Annotated in this window: 7 protein-coding genes; 1 reads left to right on the top strand and 6 read right to left on the bottom strand. The window is 64.0% G+C overall.

The genetic code is table 11. The features are described from left to right. Positions 1 to 15: 15 nt before the first annotated feature. Positions 16 to 705, bottom strand: coding sequence for an IPTL-CTERM sorting domain-containing protein (locus ACN20X_RS16240; RefSeq protein ID WP_043790551.1), 690 nt, complete (start codon positions 703 to 705; stop codon positions 16 to 18). Positions 706 to 821: 116 nt separating this feature from the next. After that, a complete protein-coding gene (locus ACN20X_RS16235; RefSeq protein ID WP_473209610.1) occupies positions 822 to 9,515 on the bottom strand; it encodes an LPD38 domain-containing protein in 8,694 nt (2,897 codons plus the stop codon). Positions 9,516 to 9,797: 282 nt separating this feature from the next. Here ACN20X_RS16235 and ACN20X_RS16230 point away from each other — a divergent pair, with 282 nt between their 5' ends. Continuing rightward, positions 9,798 to 11,042 (top strand): S1 family peptidase, encoded by a 1,245-nt coding sequence (locus ACN20X_RS16230; RefSeq protein ID WP_473209609.1) that lies wholly within the window; start codon positions 9,798 to 9,800, stop codon positions 11,040 to 11,042. A 55-nt stretch (positions 11,043 to 11,097) separates the two neighbouring features. On the opposite strand, the gene ACN20X_RS16225 is transcribed toward ACN20X_RS16230, so the two are convergent. The 4 genes from ACN20X_RS16225 to ACN20X_RS16210 are packed head-to-tail and all read right to left on the bottom strand — an operon-like array spanning position 11,098 to position 14,708. Next, on the bottom strand, positions 11,098 to 12,681 hold the full coding sequence (locus ACN20X_RS16225) for a hypothetical protein (RefSeq protein WP_473209608.1): 1,584 nt from the start codon (positions 12,679 to 12,681) through the stop codon (positions 11,098 to 11,100). Further along, positions 12,678 to 13,436: a phosphoadenosine phosphosulfate reductase domain-containing protein gene (locus tag ACN20X_RS16220; protein WP_473209607.1), complete on the bottom strand. Its 759-nt coding sequence runs from the start codon at positions 13,434 to 13,436 to the stop codon at positions 12,678 to 12,680. The genes ACN20X_RS16225 and ACN20X_RS16220 overlap by 4 nt, the downstream gene beginning before the upstream one ends. Beyond that, a complete protein-coding gene (locus tag ACN20X_RS16215) occupies positions 13,436 to 14,302 on the bottom strand; it encodes a hypothetical protein (RefSeq protein WP_473209606.1) in 867 nt (288 codons plus the stop codon). Before ACN20X_RS16215 ends, ACN20X_RS16220 begins: the two co-directional genes overlap by 1 nt. Beyond that, a complete protein-coding gene (locus tag ACN20X_RS16210) occupies positions 14,283 to 14,708 on the bottom strand; it encodes a GNAT family N-acetyltransferase (protein ID WP_473209605.1) in 426 nt (141 codons plus the stop codon). The genes ACN20X_RS16215 and ACN20X_RS16210 overlap by 20 nt, the downstream gene beginning before the upstream one ends. Positions 14,709 to 14,716 lie beyond the last annotated feature (8 nt).

Raw genomic sequence — 14,716 nt, 5'->3', positions numbered from 1 at the left:
CTGGAAGTGGTGTAATCAACGTTGTGCAGTGCGGCGCTGACGCCAGAGCGTCAGTCCCATCAGCAGAGAAAGAAGTACCAACCCGTATTCGCTCAATGTGGGAATGGCCGCAGCCGATGGGCCGGGACCTGCACCGATCTGCACAGTGGGCGGAACCGTCGCATTGGTGCGTACCACCGTCGCACCGGGACCCAGGTTGATGACCGCAGTGCCGCTGGCAGCCTGCAGCACCACAGGCTGACCAGGCACTCCCTCGACGGTCAGCGTCCCGAGCACGGTGATATTTGCCCCGACAGGCAGCACAAAGGTGCGGCCCGTGCTGCTCTTGATGGTCAGGTTCTGCACGACCAGGGTGCCGCTGAGCTGGCTGGTGTTGCCCGGATCGCAGCCGTCGCGCAGCTCGATCGTGTTGTTGCCGGCATTCAGTGATCCGTTGATCTGCAGGTCCCCGCCCACCGACAGCGTTCCGCCACTGTTCGTGATGGCAGCGGTATTGGAGAACGTAGCCGACGAATCGACGGTCAGCGCGCCGCCCAGATCCAAGGTTCCCTGCATGTCCAGAGAAGAGCAGGACAGGTCCACCGCCCCGCCGGGCGGGACAACCAGAGAGCTGCCCGGTGGGTAGGACCACTGGGCCGCGGCATTGGAGGAGAGTAGGAAAGCAAAGCCGACCCCTGCCAGCCATCGCGAAAGAGAAAACGTCATCAAGCAAGCTCCGCTGGGCATCAGGACCGCAGGGCACGGTCACAGTTATGCGTTAAAAGTGTCAAGCATTGTCAACTGAAACAATATGCAAAACATTGAACTCTTTAATCAAGAAGTCATTCGCGTTTGCCTTCCCACGATTGAGAGACTTTCGCTGACCCTAGCGTTCGGTGTACTTCGTGATTCAGCAGACGCATGGACAGCTCAATCTCCTGATTGATAGCCCTGACCTGATCGCGCTTGTCCGCAACCTCGCTCGCCTGTACGCTGCGGCGGAACTTGCGGAGATCCGAAATCTTCTTGTCCAGTGCCTTGGCTGCGTCATGGGCCCTGGCCAGAGGAACGTCAGCCAGCACCGCATCTGCATCCTCGCCGCGCTGAACGCGGGCCTTGAACTCGTTCTCGCTGACATTGATTCGCTTGAGGTTCTCGTAATAGGCGTTGCTCTGGCCGTTGGCGCCGCGCGTGTTCCCATAGAGCCGGCCTGCCAGAACAACCTGGTGCGGCGCCAGTTCCTCGCCAGTGAAGGCGGACGTGGCCATGGCCACGGCCTTGTTCAACTCGCGGCCCACGCCGCCAGTGATCTGTTCCACCAAGTACTCGATGGCCTCTGGCGTCGGGCTGGCAGCGCCGGGCCGCCATTCGTTGCCGCCCGTCACGGCATTGGCAAAGGTGGCCATCCAGCGGTAAGGCTCCGCAGTCGAATCCTTCACCCGGCTCGCGCCCGGCGTCGGGTCGTTTGAATTCCGGTCCTCTCGGTAGATCTCCCGTCCTGTCCAGTCCTTGTTGCGAGCCAGGGCCAGCGCGGGATCAAACCAGGTGGGCGACGCCATCTGCCCCAGATCAGCAGACCCGCCCAGCGGGTTGTAGGCATCGAGGGCCAGCACGGCCATGTCCAGGACGTGCCCCATTCGGCTCTTGGTCGGGTCGTCATGCACAGCCATCTCCACAATGGTGCGGCCGATGTTGGGGAACACATGGAACCCCAGCGGCAGCGGGATTGCTACATAGTCCTGCCTGCCCAGCGGGATGATGATCGCCCGCTCCTTCACAAACTCGGGGATCTTCTTCCATTCGTCGTCGGCACCATCGCCGCCGCCCATCATCAAGTACCCCGCCATGGCCGACGCCATGCCCAGGGCCACGCCACCCATCATGATCTTGCGCCCGGCAGGCCCCGCCAGCGTCTCCAGCATGCGCTTGTTGCCCTGGATTGCCGCGTTGAGGAACGCAAAGTGCGCCCCCACCACCGAGGTGTTGCGGCCCTTGCGGTTGAAGTTCACCGTGATGTTCTTGGCGATGCTGGCAGCTTCTTGGCGGCTGATGCCCTGGTCCAGCGCGGCCTTGTAGACACCGAGGCGCGTGGTCGCCTCCAGCGTTTCGTTGAAGTCGGACAGCCAGCCCAGCAGGGCCCGGCCGCCGGCGGCAGCTGACGTGCTCTGGCCAGCTTGGTCCAGCGCCTTTTGCAGTGCCTTGGCGCGGTCTTTGGGATCGGCATACAGGTCGCGGTAGCCTGTCGTGCCGCCATCGAGCTGCAGTTGCTCCCACAGCTGCGCCCATTGGCCAGTGGGTGCGCCCTCTTCCTTGCGCTCGCGGCGCAGTTCCTTGTAGATGGCGCGCGTGTTCCGGCGGATGTTGCGAAACACCTCGGCCTGCTTGCCGGCCAGTGGCGTAGTGGACAACTGCAGCATGGCGCCCTGTAGATCGCGCGCCAGGTTCATGACACCGAACACAGGGTTGTACTGGGTATTCACAGATGCGAACCAGCGCGTGATCCAGGCTGCAATCCGAGTGAAGCGGTCCAGTTCCATGGCGTCCAGGTTCTTCATGGCCACGGCCAACCGCACGGCCTTCTCGTTGCGCTCGTTGAAGACGATGTACCGATCCTTGCCGCCAATGCGCACCGTCACCACGTTGTCGCGCGCCTTGGCGCCCTGATCCACCATGGTCTTGACCAGGCCCGTATCCGGGTCCAGCGCCTTCTTCTTGGGCAGTTCCAGACTCCAAAGCTCTTTGTCAGGGTTCTGCGCTGCCAGCAGGTACATGCGCTTGACCACGTTGTTCTTTTCGCCGCGCGTCAGCGCCGCCTCGCGCTGCATGACGATGTGGCTCAGGATGTTGGTCACGCGCTCGTTCGAGCCCGTGCGCCTCTTCGATGCATCTCCCTTGGTGCTGAAACCCTGGCCGATGGGATGGGCCTTACTGTCCGGGTGGGCTTCGTCGCGGTGCAGAGGCACATAGTGCTGGTAGGTCTTGCGCCAGGCCGACAGCGTGTCCTGGTCCATGAGCCCGTAGCTCTCCAGAGTCTTCAGGGTGCCCTCGTTCATCCTGTCCACGCGCGCGGCTAACTCGTCCAGTACCCGGCGCTGCTCCGGGCTGTAGCCGGCCATCACCGCCGCCGCCTCGGCGTCGCTCATGCCTGACAAGGACAGGCGTTCCTCCTCGGTGCCATCGAAGGCCTCGGCGCTGTTCCAGCGGTCTTGGTCAATGAGGGCCTGGCCCAGCGCCTTCTGCACCGGGCCGGTGGCCATGCCCCGGGCCTGGGCGCGCTGCAGCTGGCGGCGTAGATCTTCCACCGTCTTGCCAGCGGCATCGCGGTGGGCCTGCAACTGCTGGGAGCCGGGGTTGCGCTCGGCCATGACGCGGTTGGCCTCGGGCGCGTGCCTGGCGTGCAGAAAGCGCTCCAGCTCCTCGATGGCCACCTTGGCCTCATTCATGCGCTTGAGCAGTGGTCGCACCTCATCGCGCAAGAAGTTGCCGGCGCGCTTGGCCACGCGCTTGTGGTACAGCTCCTCGCCCCGGTAGGCGTCGTTCGTCTCGGTGACGGTACCGTTCAGGGCCTTGATGTGTTCCTGGATGCGCTTGAGATCGATGAACTTGTCCTGCCAGGAATACAGGAAGTCATCCACCGAGCGGTAGCCGGTGAGGTCCGCCACCTTGTCCTGCAGACGGCCCAGCCTGCCCTTGGAGGGTTCCGGCGTGGCCGCGCCGGCAGCGGGGCGGCGGCTGTAGAAAACGCGCAGCTTGGGGCTGGGGTCGCCTAGAACTTGTGCGTGCCGCTCAGCAAACCTTCCCAGTACAGCGCCTCGTCCCCGTCGATTGCCTTCACCCGCGCTGCCCTCTCCGCGTAGAAGGGCACGCCAGACAGCCGCTCGCGCAACTGTTCGCCAGCCAGCTTCCGCTTCTGCCGGTCCGCTTCCAGCCACTGCACGTCTTGCTCGGATGGATTGTCCAACCAAGCCAGCCAGTTGCTGTCTTGATAGTTGCTTCCCGGAATTGGAAAGTCGGAACGATCCACTGTCTGCGTCATATTCAATCTGGTTGGAGGTTGGGAACGCATTATCCGTGGCAGCCACGCTCGCCGCAATCATGCGCTCCACATTGCCGACGTCATCCCCGTAGATCCAGCGCAGGCCCGGCACTCCGTGACCACCGCGCACCTGGTCAGGGTGTGGCGCCAGGTGGCGCGTGGTGCCGAACTTCAAGGCGCTGGACAGCATCTGCTCCAGCCGGCGACGCAGCGCGGTCTTGCTCAGCCCGTGAGGATCGCCGATGAAGATGCTGTTGGTGTTGTGCGCGAAGGTAGAAGCGATGCTGTATGCCATGGCGCCCGAGTCCCCCCGGGACAACTTCGAGACGTCCAGCCACACGTCCGTGGTGGGAGGCACATCCTCCGGGTTCTCGCCAGGCCGGCCGGCCACGGCCTCCATGCCCTCCGCCGTGTAGAGCATGTCGTAGACCTGCTCTCCGTAGGGATTGGGCTGGCGCACGGACAGCGTGGCCTTCTTGCCGTCGGGCATCTTCAACGTGTATTCCTGCCGACCGGCAATGCTCACCGGCCTGCTCACCTCGATGTCCGGAGCGTGCTCCTTGGCGATGGCCTTCAGATCCGTTTGCTTCGACTTTGGCAAGGTGAACAAGTCGTCCAGCTGGGACAGCTCCTGCAGCGCCCGCCGGCCAGCGCCGCTGTCCAGGCTGTACTTGGGCCGTGCCGACACCGCCGATGCAGCGGCCGCCGCACCACGCTCCACCCAGCGGCGCGCAGGCAGGATGAAGTCGCGGATGATCTCCGCGTCCGTCATGGCCAGGTCGCGCAGCGCGGGCACATGGGTGCGCAGCCAGGCGCGGATGGCGGCGACGGCGCGGCGGACAAAGCCGAGCTGCGGCTGTGTCTCGGCCATCTCGGCCAGCACCTCCTCGGCCGCGTAGCGCCGGCCCACCAGGTCGTCCAGCTCGCCATACTCCTGCAGTTTGGCGCGCACCTCGCGGGGGCGGGCCACGATGAGCTGGTCCAGCACCGCATCCAGCTTCTCGCCGAAGGCGCCGCGCAGGCCGTGGTGGCCCAGCGCCTCGTGGTACAGCACGCGAGCCGCTTCCTCCGGCGTGGCCAGCTGGCTCGCAACCAGGTAGACCTCGCCATCGAAGTAGAAGCCCTTGGGCACGCCCTCCGCGCCCTCGGCCGCCTGCAGTCGCTCCGTGTCGCGCGCCTCCTGGGGCACGTGCGGATCCTGCAGGTCGAACACCACGTTGATGCGCGGCGCATTGGCCCAGGCCTGGCGCACTTCGTCCACGACCTTCTGCACGCGCGCCATGGGCGCCTGGGGCGCACGGCGCGCGCCCGCCGGCACCGAGCCACCAGCGATGCGCAGCAGTTCCTGGGCCAGGTCGGCCGTCATGGTGGGCGCCACGGAACTCTCCGCGCGCTTGAACGGCACGCCCGCCGGCTGCTGAGCCCCTTCCTCAAAGCGGGACAGCTCGCTGCGCGTGACGGACAGATCATCCTCGGGATACCAATAGATGTTCACCTTGTGGGCCTGGCTGCCGGTTTTTCCTCCGCCCACATGCGCAAACCCGCGATAGCCCATGTCCTCCAAGTTGTAGCGAATGCCGTCGAACCGCTCCTGCAGCTCGTCCGCACTCACGCCTTCGTAGCGAGACTCGGCGCGCGCCTCGTCGAACAGCTGGGCCAGCGTGGTGATGCGCTCGCCCGTCTCCGTGTTCTCATCGCGGGCCAGGCCGTCCAGAACGCGCTTGGCCATGGACTGCACTTCTGGCTCCATCGGAGCATCCATGTCATACAGGCGGACAGGGGAGTGCTCGGCAATCTCATACAGCGTGGGCTCGCCGCCCTGCCCTTTGCGGGTGTAGCCGGCGGCGATGTCGGCGGCGTCTGTGGTGTAGAAGCCCTGGCCGTAAATGTTGAGGACGTTGCCGCGGTAGACGCCATCATTCGTGGGGCCGCCTGCGGGCAGCGGACGGCTGGTGCCATGCAGGCGCACGCCCGTACCGCGCGTGTCACGCAGCTTGGGCCGCTGGCTCGCTGCAGGTGCTGCAGCAGTGTCTGGCCGCGCTGGCTCAGCGGCATCCGGTTTGTCGAAAACTCCCTGCTGGCCGCTCAACGCATCCTTCGCGTCTTGGCCCAGCTGGAAGTGCTCGGCGCTGGCCGCCTGGCGCTCGGCCACCTCCTTGCGCTCGCGTTCTGCCCGTGCCTGGGCTTCGGCCTTGGCATCGTCACGCGCACGGCGCTGCTCGGCCTCCTGCTGCTGGGCCTGCTGGGCTTGGACTTCCTCGGGGGTGTAGCTGGAAAGCTCCAGCTCGGGCGCTACGGCGCCGCCGGCGGCGTCGGCTTCTTGCCTTGTGCGGCTTGCGCGATCTCCAGCAACTGCTCGCCCTGCTCCGTCTGGCTCTTGTCGCCGTGTTTCTGGCCCTGCTGCATGAGCACGCTCCCCAGCAGCATCGCTGCCAGGGGGTTCTCGGCTGCCTTGCGGGGCTGGGGCTTGCTGGGAGTCGGTGCTTGTGTCATTGGTCTGTGGTCGCTGTGGGACGGGTTGGCCGCTCAGGGCGGCAAGGATTGCGGCAGGACCAACCTGCTCGCCGAACATATCACCGCTGGCCGAGGTCGCCAACGCTGCGGCCATGTATGCGCGCAGGGACTCCACCAGGCGGTCGCGGCCTACGGGCCGGGTCAGGTAGTGGCCGCTGTAGAGCAGGCGCAGCATGCCCACGGTCAGGGCATCGGGCACGTCGCCCGTCAGCATGTCTACCTGCTGGACGGCATCGTGCAGGGCCGCGCGCTCGCGCCGGGCCTTCTGCACCAGGCGGATGGCCTGCAGCAGGTTCTCGGTCACGTCCACCTCGGCATTGATGGCGCCGCGCTCGGCCGCCAGGCGCAGGTTGGCCCACTCGCCGGCCACGGCCTTGAGGGATTCGCCAATCGCGCGTATATCGTTGTCCGTGCTGCCGAACAGCGATTCCACCAGGTCGCCGTCGCCGTAGGCCTTGTGCACCAGCGCCGCCTGCAGGCGGGTGACGCCGGCCGGCGAGAGCGCGCCGTTGGCGTCCATCATGCCGGCCACGTCCTGGCCATGCTCCTGCAGCTTGCCGATGAAGGCGCGGGCAAAGTCCCGGTTCGCAGCACTGTCCAGGGCGCCGCTGTCGAACACCTCCAGCACGCCGCCGTCCACCAGGGGCGCGTCCGTGGCGGCTTGCTCCGTGGCGGATAGGCCCAGGGCCTGGCTCTGGCTCTTGGCGCCCATGTTGACCTGGTTGTCCTTCTCGGAATACAGGCGCACTAGCACAGGGGCCTGCATGCCCTCGATGACAGCGGGATCAATGCCGTGCATGTCGCTGTCGGCAGCCAGCTCCTGCCGGTAGGCGTCGGCCGTGCCGCGCTCGTAGGCAGCGCGCAGGCCCGCCGTGCGGCCGTTGTTCAGGGCCTTCACGGTGCCCGGGTGCCCTGCGTCGAACAGCGGATTGACGGCGCCGTCCGCAAAGTTGGACGGCTGCACGTCGGCTGCCTCCATCACCGCATACCGGAACGGCACGCGCTGGCCGTCGCTCATCACGGCCACGTCGGCACGGCCCAGCGCCTGCGCGGCCGTGCCCTGGTCGCCTACGGCGAACACCATGGGCGCGCCAGACTCGGGGCTGCGCGAGACGCCCAGCCGCAGGTAGTCGGGGTTCTGGGCCATGCCCTGCATCTGCACCACGCTGGCAGGCCGGCTGCGGTCGCGGTTCTGGATCTCCTGCACGGGCGTGCCGGCGGCGCCCGTGCCCTCGGGGTTCGTGCCAGCGCGGCGCGTCTTCACGGCGGCCCATTCGTGCTGCAGCTGGTCCCACATGGGGGTGCCCCGGCGCAGGGTGGCCACCTTCTCGCCGCGCTCGTGCACGAACTGCGGCCAGGTCTTGGACCGCACTGCACCAGGATCAAACGCCGGGGCCTGTTCGGCCGCAGCAGCTTCGGCGGCAACGGCCTGGGGCTCATCGCCCAGGGCTTCCAGCTCGGCCTCGCGCGCAGCATCCTGCTCCAGGCGCTGGGCCAACGCTGCACGCTCCTCCTGCTGCACAGGGTTCAGGCCCGTGGTGCTGTCGATCACCTCCAGCTCGGCCAGGCGCGTGGCAGCCGTGGTGCTGTCCATGGATTCGGGCGTGCCATCGGGCTGCTGCACGCGCTGCTGCTCGGCCTGCTGCTCCGTCTGTGCCGGTGCCGGTGCCGGGGCAGGCGCAGCTGCAGCGCCGTCGCCTTGGCCAGCGTCTGCGGTCGTGGCCACGTCCGTGACCGTGGTGCCTTCGGCATCCTTGTAGGTCACGTCGATGACCGTGTTGCGCCCGCCAGCATCCGCCTGGCCGCCCCTACGATCCTTCACGCCGGCAACCACGCCACGGGCAGCACCTGGTGCAGATCCGCCCAGCGCGCCCAGCACGAAGTTGGCGGCCGAGTCCTCGCCGATTTCCTTGCCGTGGGCCACGCTCTTGGTGCCCAGGTCCGAGGCCACGCCTTCCGTCAGCTCCTGCGTGCCCTCCTCCAGCGCCGAGATGCCCGCACCTGCCGCCGTCTTGCCCAGCACCGAGCGGCCGGCCACGCGGGCCAGCAGCGGGTCGAGCCCGCCCGTCACCAGCTTGCCGGTGAAGCGGTCGCCGAACGTGGCCAACGCGCCCTGCAGCAGCGCCGAGGCGTCCTCGGCCTTGGCGCTGGTGATGCGCCGCGCCTCGTCGGGCGCTGCACCAGCATCGATCATGCGGCGGTACAGCGGGCTGGTGTCCAGCAGCTGCTCGTGCGACTGCTTGGCGATGAACTCCCGCGCGTTCTCCACGCCCTCGCCCGCTGCCATGGCGCCGCCCACCGCGCCGGCTGCGCCCGGGCTGCGCGTGGCCAGCGCCGTGGCCACCACCGGGAACATCGAACCGAACACGTCTGCGCCCTGCATCAGGAAGCCGCGCACGGACGGGTCCTTGCCGAAGTCGATCTCGCCCTTGAGCAGGTTGCCCGTGATCTGGGAATTGGCCACCGCGTCCTGCGTGGCCTGGCTGGTCGTGTCGTTGATGGCCTTCTGCGCATCGCGGCCGGCGCGGGCCAGCGTCTCGGCGCCCGGCAGGCGCACGCCCACGGCCGCGCGCTCGGCCTGCAGCTCGCGGCGGTCGCGCTGCTGCTGCGTCATCGGGCCGTTGATGGCGTCGTCTGTGTCAATGCCTGGGATGAAGGCACCGCCGGGCATGACTGTGGCGGGGTCGCCGCCGGCGCCGCTGCGCACCGTAGCGCGAATGCCCGACTGCGCAGCCTCGGGCACGGCAGCCACGCCAGAGAGAGCGGCGCCGCCCGCGCGCTTGAACACGTCGGTGATGGCATCGGCCACATAGCCGCCAATCCCCTGTGGCTTGGGCTTTGGCACATTGATGGAGATACCGCCCAGCTCGAACAGGTCAACGTCGCCGGTCGGGGCCTGGGTTGCCGTCTTCCCTGTGGGATCGATACCGGCAATCTCGAACAGGTCAACGCCGCCATCGGCGGCGCTTTGGGTGGTCTGGGGCATGCATTACCTCGCGGATGGAACCCGCTGAGGCTGTCAGGCTTGGTACGGCGAACCACATAGCCTTTTTATTGCGATAAAAATTTGTACAGCCAACACAAATTAACGTACACCAAGACAGTGCGCCCAACCTACCCGCAACATCGTTATTTAGCTAATCAATTATTGGAAGCACACCAACCATAATGATTAAAATTCCATGAAAAATGTCACATCCGAGGACATATGCCGTATGATGACAAATAGCTTCGACATCAATCATCAGTCTCCTCTAGCATGTATAAATTGTTCGTCACCCTGGGTATTCTTGCTGCAACAAATTCGTTCGCCCAAGATAATAACTTCCAATATTTTAAGCATGAGACGATGGAGTCCGCGCTGAAAGCAGAGGGACTAGATCTCTATGCAACAAAAAGCAATAACAACATAATACAAGAATCCAGCAAAAGGCTGGATGAAATTAAAAAAGAACTAGGCGACGATTTCGGTGGATCTTGGATTGAATATGACACCAATAACCAAGCAACGTTAGTTATTGGAATCGCTGGCAATCGAATATTAGCTCAACCCAAGAAGTACAATATTAATTCCAATGAAAGAATAGCATTTAGACCCGTCACCTATGGACTAGATTATCTCGTTTCGATACAAAAAAAGTTAGCAGATACCTTTAGAGACATAACACAGGGAAATGAGCAAGTTCTCTTAAGCATTGGCATCGATGAGCAAAACAACAGAATACTTGCCAGAGGACGAAAATCCAACTTTCCTTACATCATTGAAATCCTCCAACGTACAGGTTTTGACACAGGGATTATTTTCCTCGAAGAGCAAGATGGCCCCATTACACTCATGGGAACCATTTACGGGGGAACGAAAATAGGCTCCACCAATAACTCCACACAAAGCATGTACCTCTGCACCACAGGCTTCAACGTAATTATAGATAATATATACCCAGGCTCAATTACTGCTGCACATTGCTACAATTACGATAAGGCTCGGAATTTCGTGCACTTTAATTTAGGCAGCAGCCCTACTGGTTCTATCAAAGGCCCTTTAATTGGAGAGTACTTCGCGGACGGATGGCCAGATGCAATGGATGCTGCAATTTTTGGGAACACGAACTTCGTACATACCTTGCAACGACAAGTCATAACCACAGGCACAAATGTGGCGAATGTCAAGCCATTGGCAACCGCCTCAGCCGCCTCTGTCGTTTGTACTTCCGGAGGAAGCAATGGATGGCGCTGCGGTACAATAAGCAGAATAAATAGTATTCATCAAATCAATTCACGCGACTTCTACTTCAATGAATTCTCTGCATGCGGCGGACCCGGTGATTCAGGTGGACCAGTCGTTTCTCAGCAATTTAATGCGCTTGGCATTTATGTAGGTGCTGTTGGGAACAATAATCAAAATGGCACGTGCGGCCCAGTTTTTGGAGGCGGTTCAGCTGCGAAATCGGTTTATCAACCTCTAGGACCTTATCTGACCAAGTACAACAACGTACAAATCATGGCCAATTAGCCAATTTAGACTAGGCAAGCGTCAATAGCTTGCCTAGCTGATGGGCGATTTCTCACTACTGCACTTTGACTAATCCATTAACACGCAGTCGTTCAAGCACCTCGCCCTCAGTCATACCGTACTTTTTGGCAGTGGCGGCAATAGCCTCCGGCGACATGGCGCCCTGCACGGCCGAGGCGCGGCCGACTTTCTCGCGTCGCGTGCGTTTCACGTCAGCCGCATTGAACTTCACCAGCCCCTCGTCCACGTCCCGGATACTCGGGTTGTCGGCCATGAACTCCTGGAAGCGCCGCTCCTTGTCCATATCGCGCTTCACGGTGTCCTTCTCTCCCGCATATCGGGCGGGGATAGTTTCCCCAAATGCCTTCTGCACCTTCACAGGGTCATAGTCGTACTTGGCCTTAGCGTTGTCCGCGCCCGGTGTCTGCAGGATGCCGGCGCGCACCGCCCGGATCTGGGTGTCCGAAATGCTGGGGTTTGACTCGCGCGCCATGGCCTCGCGTACATCCCGCAGTTCGCGCTTGTCGTTCAGCCGCTCGCGGCGATCCTCCATGGCAATGCCGTGGGTTGCCGCAGCGCGGGCATCGGCCCCGGCTGCGCGGCGGTCGGCGTTGTCGGCGCGTCGTTCGCTACGGAGCTTCAAATTGTTGGTGAACTGGTCCTGGCTGATCTGGTATGCGAATTTGTAGTCAGCACTCTTGAGCAACCCAGTGCGAAGTTCATCAATGGAACCCATGGTCATTGGCGGCAGTTCACTGCCGTCCGGCCGCACGCGCTGCGCCACGACCTTGCCATCCTTGCCAAGCTCCACCCCGGTGAGCTTGTCCCCTGTGGGCAGAAACTTGTTGTAGTAGTCCACAACGCCCGAGGCGTCGCCGGCATCCAGACGGGCAATGGTCTTGGTAATGGCTGCCTCACGTTCCTTGCTTTCCGTCTGCAGCTTGATGTTGGCCATGGCGTAGTGCTCTTTCATGGCGCTCTCTGCCTCTTTGGCAAAGCCGGCGCCGGAGTAGCGCGCGATTTTTTGCTGCATGTTGGCCAGATAGTCATCGGCCGTGGCGGCACGTTCTTTCCCATCCTCACCACGCAGGGAATCCTTGAACGACTGTCCGATTTCCTTGTTCAGCGCCTCGATGCCATCCTCTCTGGCCCACTGCTTTTCCTCGCGGGCCTGGCGCTTTTCAGCGTGCTGGCCCTGGCGGAACTGCTGACGCATCTGCAGGCCGCGCTCGGGGTCCGTGCGGCCGATCACGTCGGCCATGGCCAGCATGCGCGCGCTGTCCTGCTGCTCGCGGCTCATCGACCCCGCCGAGCGCTCGCCCATGAAGTCGGTCACGCCCTGCATGGCGATGGTCTTGGTGTCGCCCGCATCGTTGCGCGCGACATAGGCCTTCTGGGCGTCGTCATAGTCGATCTTGTAGCCGTTGGCGGCCAGGCCTTCCAGCTCCTTGCCCTGGTCGGCGGTGTAGCCCGTGGACTCCACGGCCGTGGCACTGGCAATGCCTTTCAGCGCCTCTTTCTGCGCGGCCTGGTCGCGCGCATCGTTCATTTGCTGACCGGCGCGGTACGCATCGAATATGCCCCGGGTGAATTGCTGCCCCTGTGCCAGGCCCGCAGCGAAGCCATTTCCCAAATTCATTGTTCGCACTCCTTCAATTCGCTGTCCAACTCCTGCACCCGGCGCGCCAGTTCGGCGCGAATGGTCTGCAGATTCACTCGGTACTGCCCCACCTTGTCGGGGTGCAGCTGCTTGAGATAGGCGGCCTTGCCGTCGTCCCACCATGCGCTGCAGTGCAGGCACTCGGGCGCGCTGATGGCGCGGAAGGTGTCGTAGACGACATTGCGCGGGGCGCCCACCTCCTGCAAGAACTGGAACACCTGGTCATGGCTCCAGTGCAGCAGCGGCAGCAATACCTCGTAGGTATCGCCTGGGCCGCGCGCCGGCACCTGGCCGGTGTCGGCCAGCTTGGTGCCGCGAATTACCACCTCGATGCCATCGGCCAGCATGCGCTGGTGCATGGGCTGCATCAGGTTGGCCACGCAGCAGTCCATGCGGCCCACCAGCGGCGTGTCGCTCATGCCGTAGGCGCGGCCGATCCAGCTCGATTGCGCCGTGGTCACGTCGCTCGGGATGCCATGGGCTGCTTTCCAGGCGAGCACGTCCGTCTGCACGGTGCGCAGATCTGGAATCCACGCGCGCACCTGGTCCACGACCGCGCGTGTTTCCGGGATGGTGTCGCCCGTGGAAAGCCAGTAGACCGGCAGGCCCTGCTCCACCAGAGGACGCAGCAGATACAGGCATGCCAGCGAGTCTTTGCCCCCACTGAAATGCAATGCAGCGCGCCGGCCGGCAATCGCCTGGCCCACGCTGTCGGCAATGTCTGCGGCCCGCATCAGAAGAACATGGCCGCAGCAGACAAGCCCGCGCCCACGATGGCACCCGTCCCGGCCCCCTGGGTGGCCTGCGACTGTTGGTAGGCCTGGGACTGCTGGCCCCACATGTTGGCCGCGCTGTTGCCGGCGCTCCCCGCCATGCCCGCCGCCTGCCCGTAGCCGGAGTTCAGGCCGGCCAGGCCGGTGTTGGCGATGTTCTGGCCCGAGGCGCCGTAGCCGGCCGTGGCCGCCGTCGTCTGCATGCCCATGGCAGGATAGCCGGCCAAGGCATTCGAGGCCCGGTCCGTCAGCGCCCGCCCTTCCGCGCGTGCGGCGGTTCGGGCCGAGTTCTTGCCTGTCGCTGTGGCCAGCGCTTCACCGGCGGCCAGCGCATTGGACGCGGCACCATACTTTCCATCAGCGGGGTTGATGCCCATGCGGGCCATCTCTGCGCCCTGCGTGCGCTTGGCGCTTTCGTAGGCGTTGGAGACATCGGCAGCCGCCTGGCCGGCCAGTTCCTCGCGCTTGGCCTCAGTGTCGAAGGTGCGCGCATCCTCGACCATCTTGTCCTGCAGGCCCGTCAGCTGGTCACGGCGGCCCAGCGCATACTCGCGGTCGGCCTGAGACTGCTCCCAGGCCGTGCGCGAGGTGTCGAGCGCGAACTGCGTTTGCTCCTTCTGCAACGGCGCCATGTCGTTCGCGTTGCCGATGATCTGCTGGATCATGTCGTCCTGGATGCCCAGGTTTTTCACCTGGGCTTCGACCAGACGCGGATCCGGGGCGGGCGTGCTGCTGCCCTTGCCGCCCTCCATGGTCATCGAGCCGCCTGGGCGCGGAGAGAACGCGCGCTCGGGCAGAAAATCAAATTCAGTCGTGTGCCAGCGCATGCCTGCACTCCTTTTTCCACATCACAAAAATCAGCACATCCCCGCCATCCGGGGCTGCGCCACGTAGTCGGGCCTCTTCACGAAACCCCAGGTGCTCGTTGAAGCGGCGCGCAAGGGTGTTGCTCTCATTCACGTAGCCGCTCACGCGCTCCACGCCGCACACCAGAAACGGATAGGCAAAGCAGGCGCGCAGGTAGTCGCGCACGAGCCAGCGCGCGCCGGACTCTGCCGCGACGTGCATCCAGAGGTTGCGGCCGTTGAACCCTTCGTAGAGCACGCCAGCCACCAGCTGGCCGTCACGGCGCAGGCCGATGGCGCGCATGTCCTGGGAGCGGGCCAAGCCCGGCACCAGGCCCTGCATGAAGGGCAGCACCGCGTCGAGGTCATATTCGAGGGAATGGGGCATGCCGAGCA

It is taken from the genome of Delftia sp. PX-1 (genome assembly GCF_055797465.1).
Note: the sequence above shows the minus strand (reverse complement) of the source record. Positions and strands in the feature narration are given on the sequence as shown.

What these genes read in the sequence shown, in the direction of transcription:
- ACN20X_RS16220 (WP_473209607.1), bottom strand. Translation starts at nt 13,436, where the DNA reads ATGCGGGCCGCAGACATTGCCGACAGCGTGGGCCAGGCGATTGCCGGC.
- ACN20X_RS16235 (WP_473209610.1), bottom strand. Translation starts at nt 9,515, where the DNA reads ATGCCCCAGACCACCCAAAGCGCCGCCGATGGCGGCGTTGACCTGTTC.
- ACN20X_RS16215 (WP_473209606.1), bottom strand. Translation starts at nt 14,302, where the DNA reads ATGCGCTGGCACACGACTGAATTTGATTTTCTGCCCGAGCGCGCGTTC.
- ACN20X_RS16240 (WP_043790551.1), bottom strand. Translation starts at nt 705, where the DNA reads ATGACGTTTTCTCTTTCGCGATGGCTGGCAGGGGTCGGCTTTGCTTTC.
- ACN20X_RS16210 (WP_473209605.1), bottom strand. Translation starts at nt 14,708, where the DNA reads ATGCCCCATTCCCTCGAATATGACCTCGACGCGGTGCTGCCCTTCATG.
- ACN20X_RS16225 (WP_473209608.1), bottom strand. Translation starts at nt 12,681, where the DNA reads ATGAATTTGGGAAATGGCTTCGCTGCGGGCCTGGCACAGGGGCAGCAA.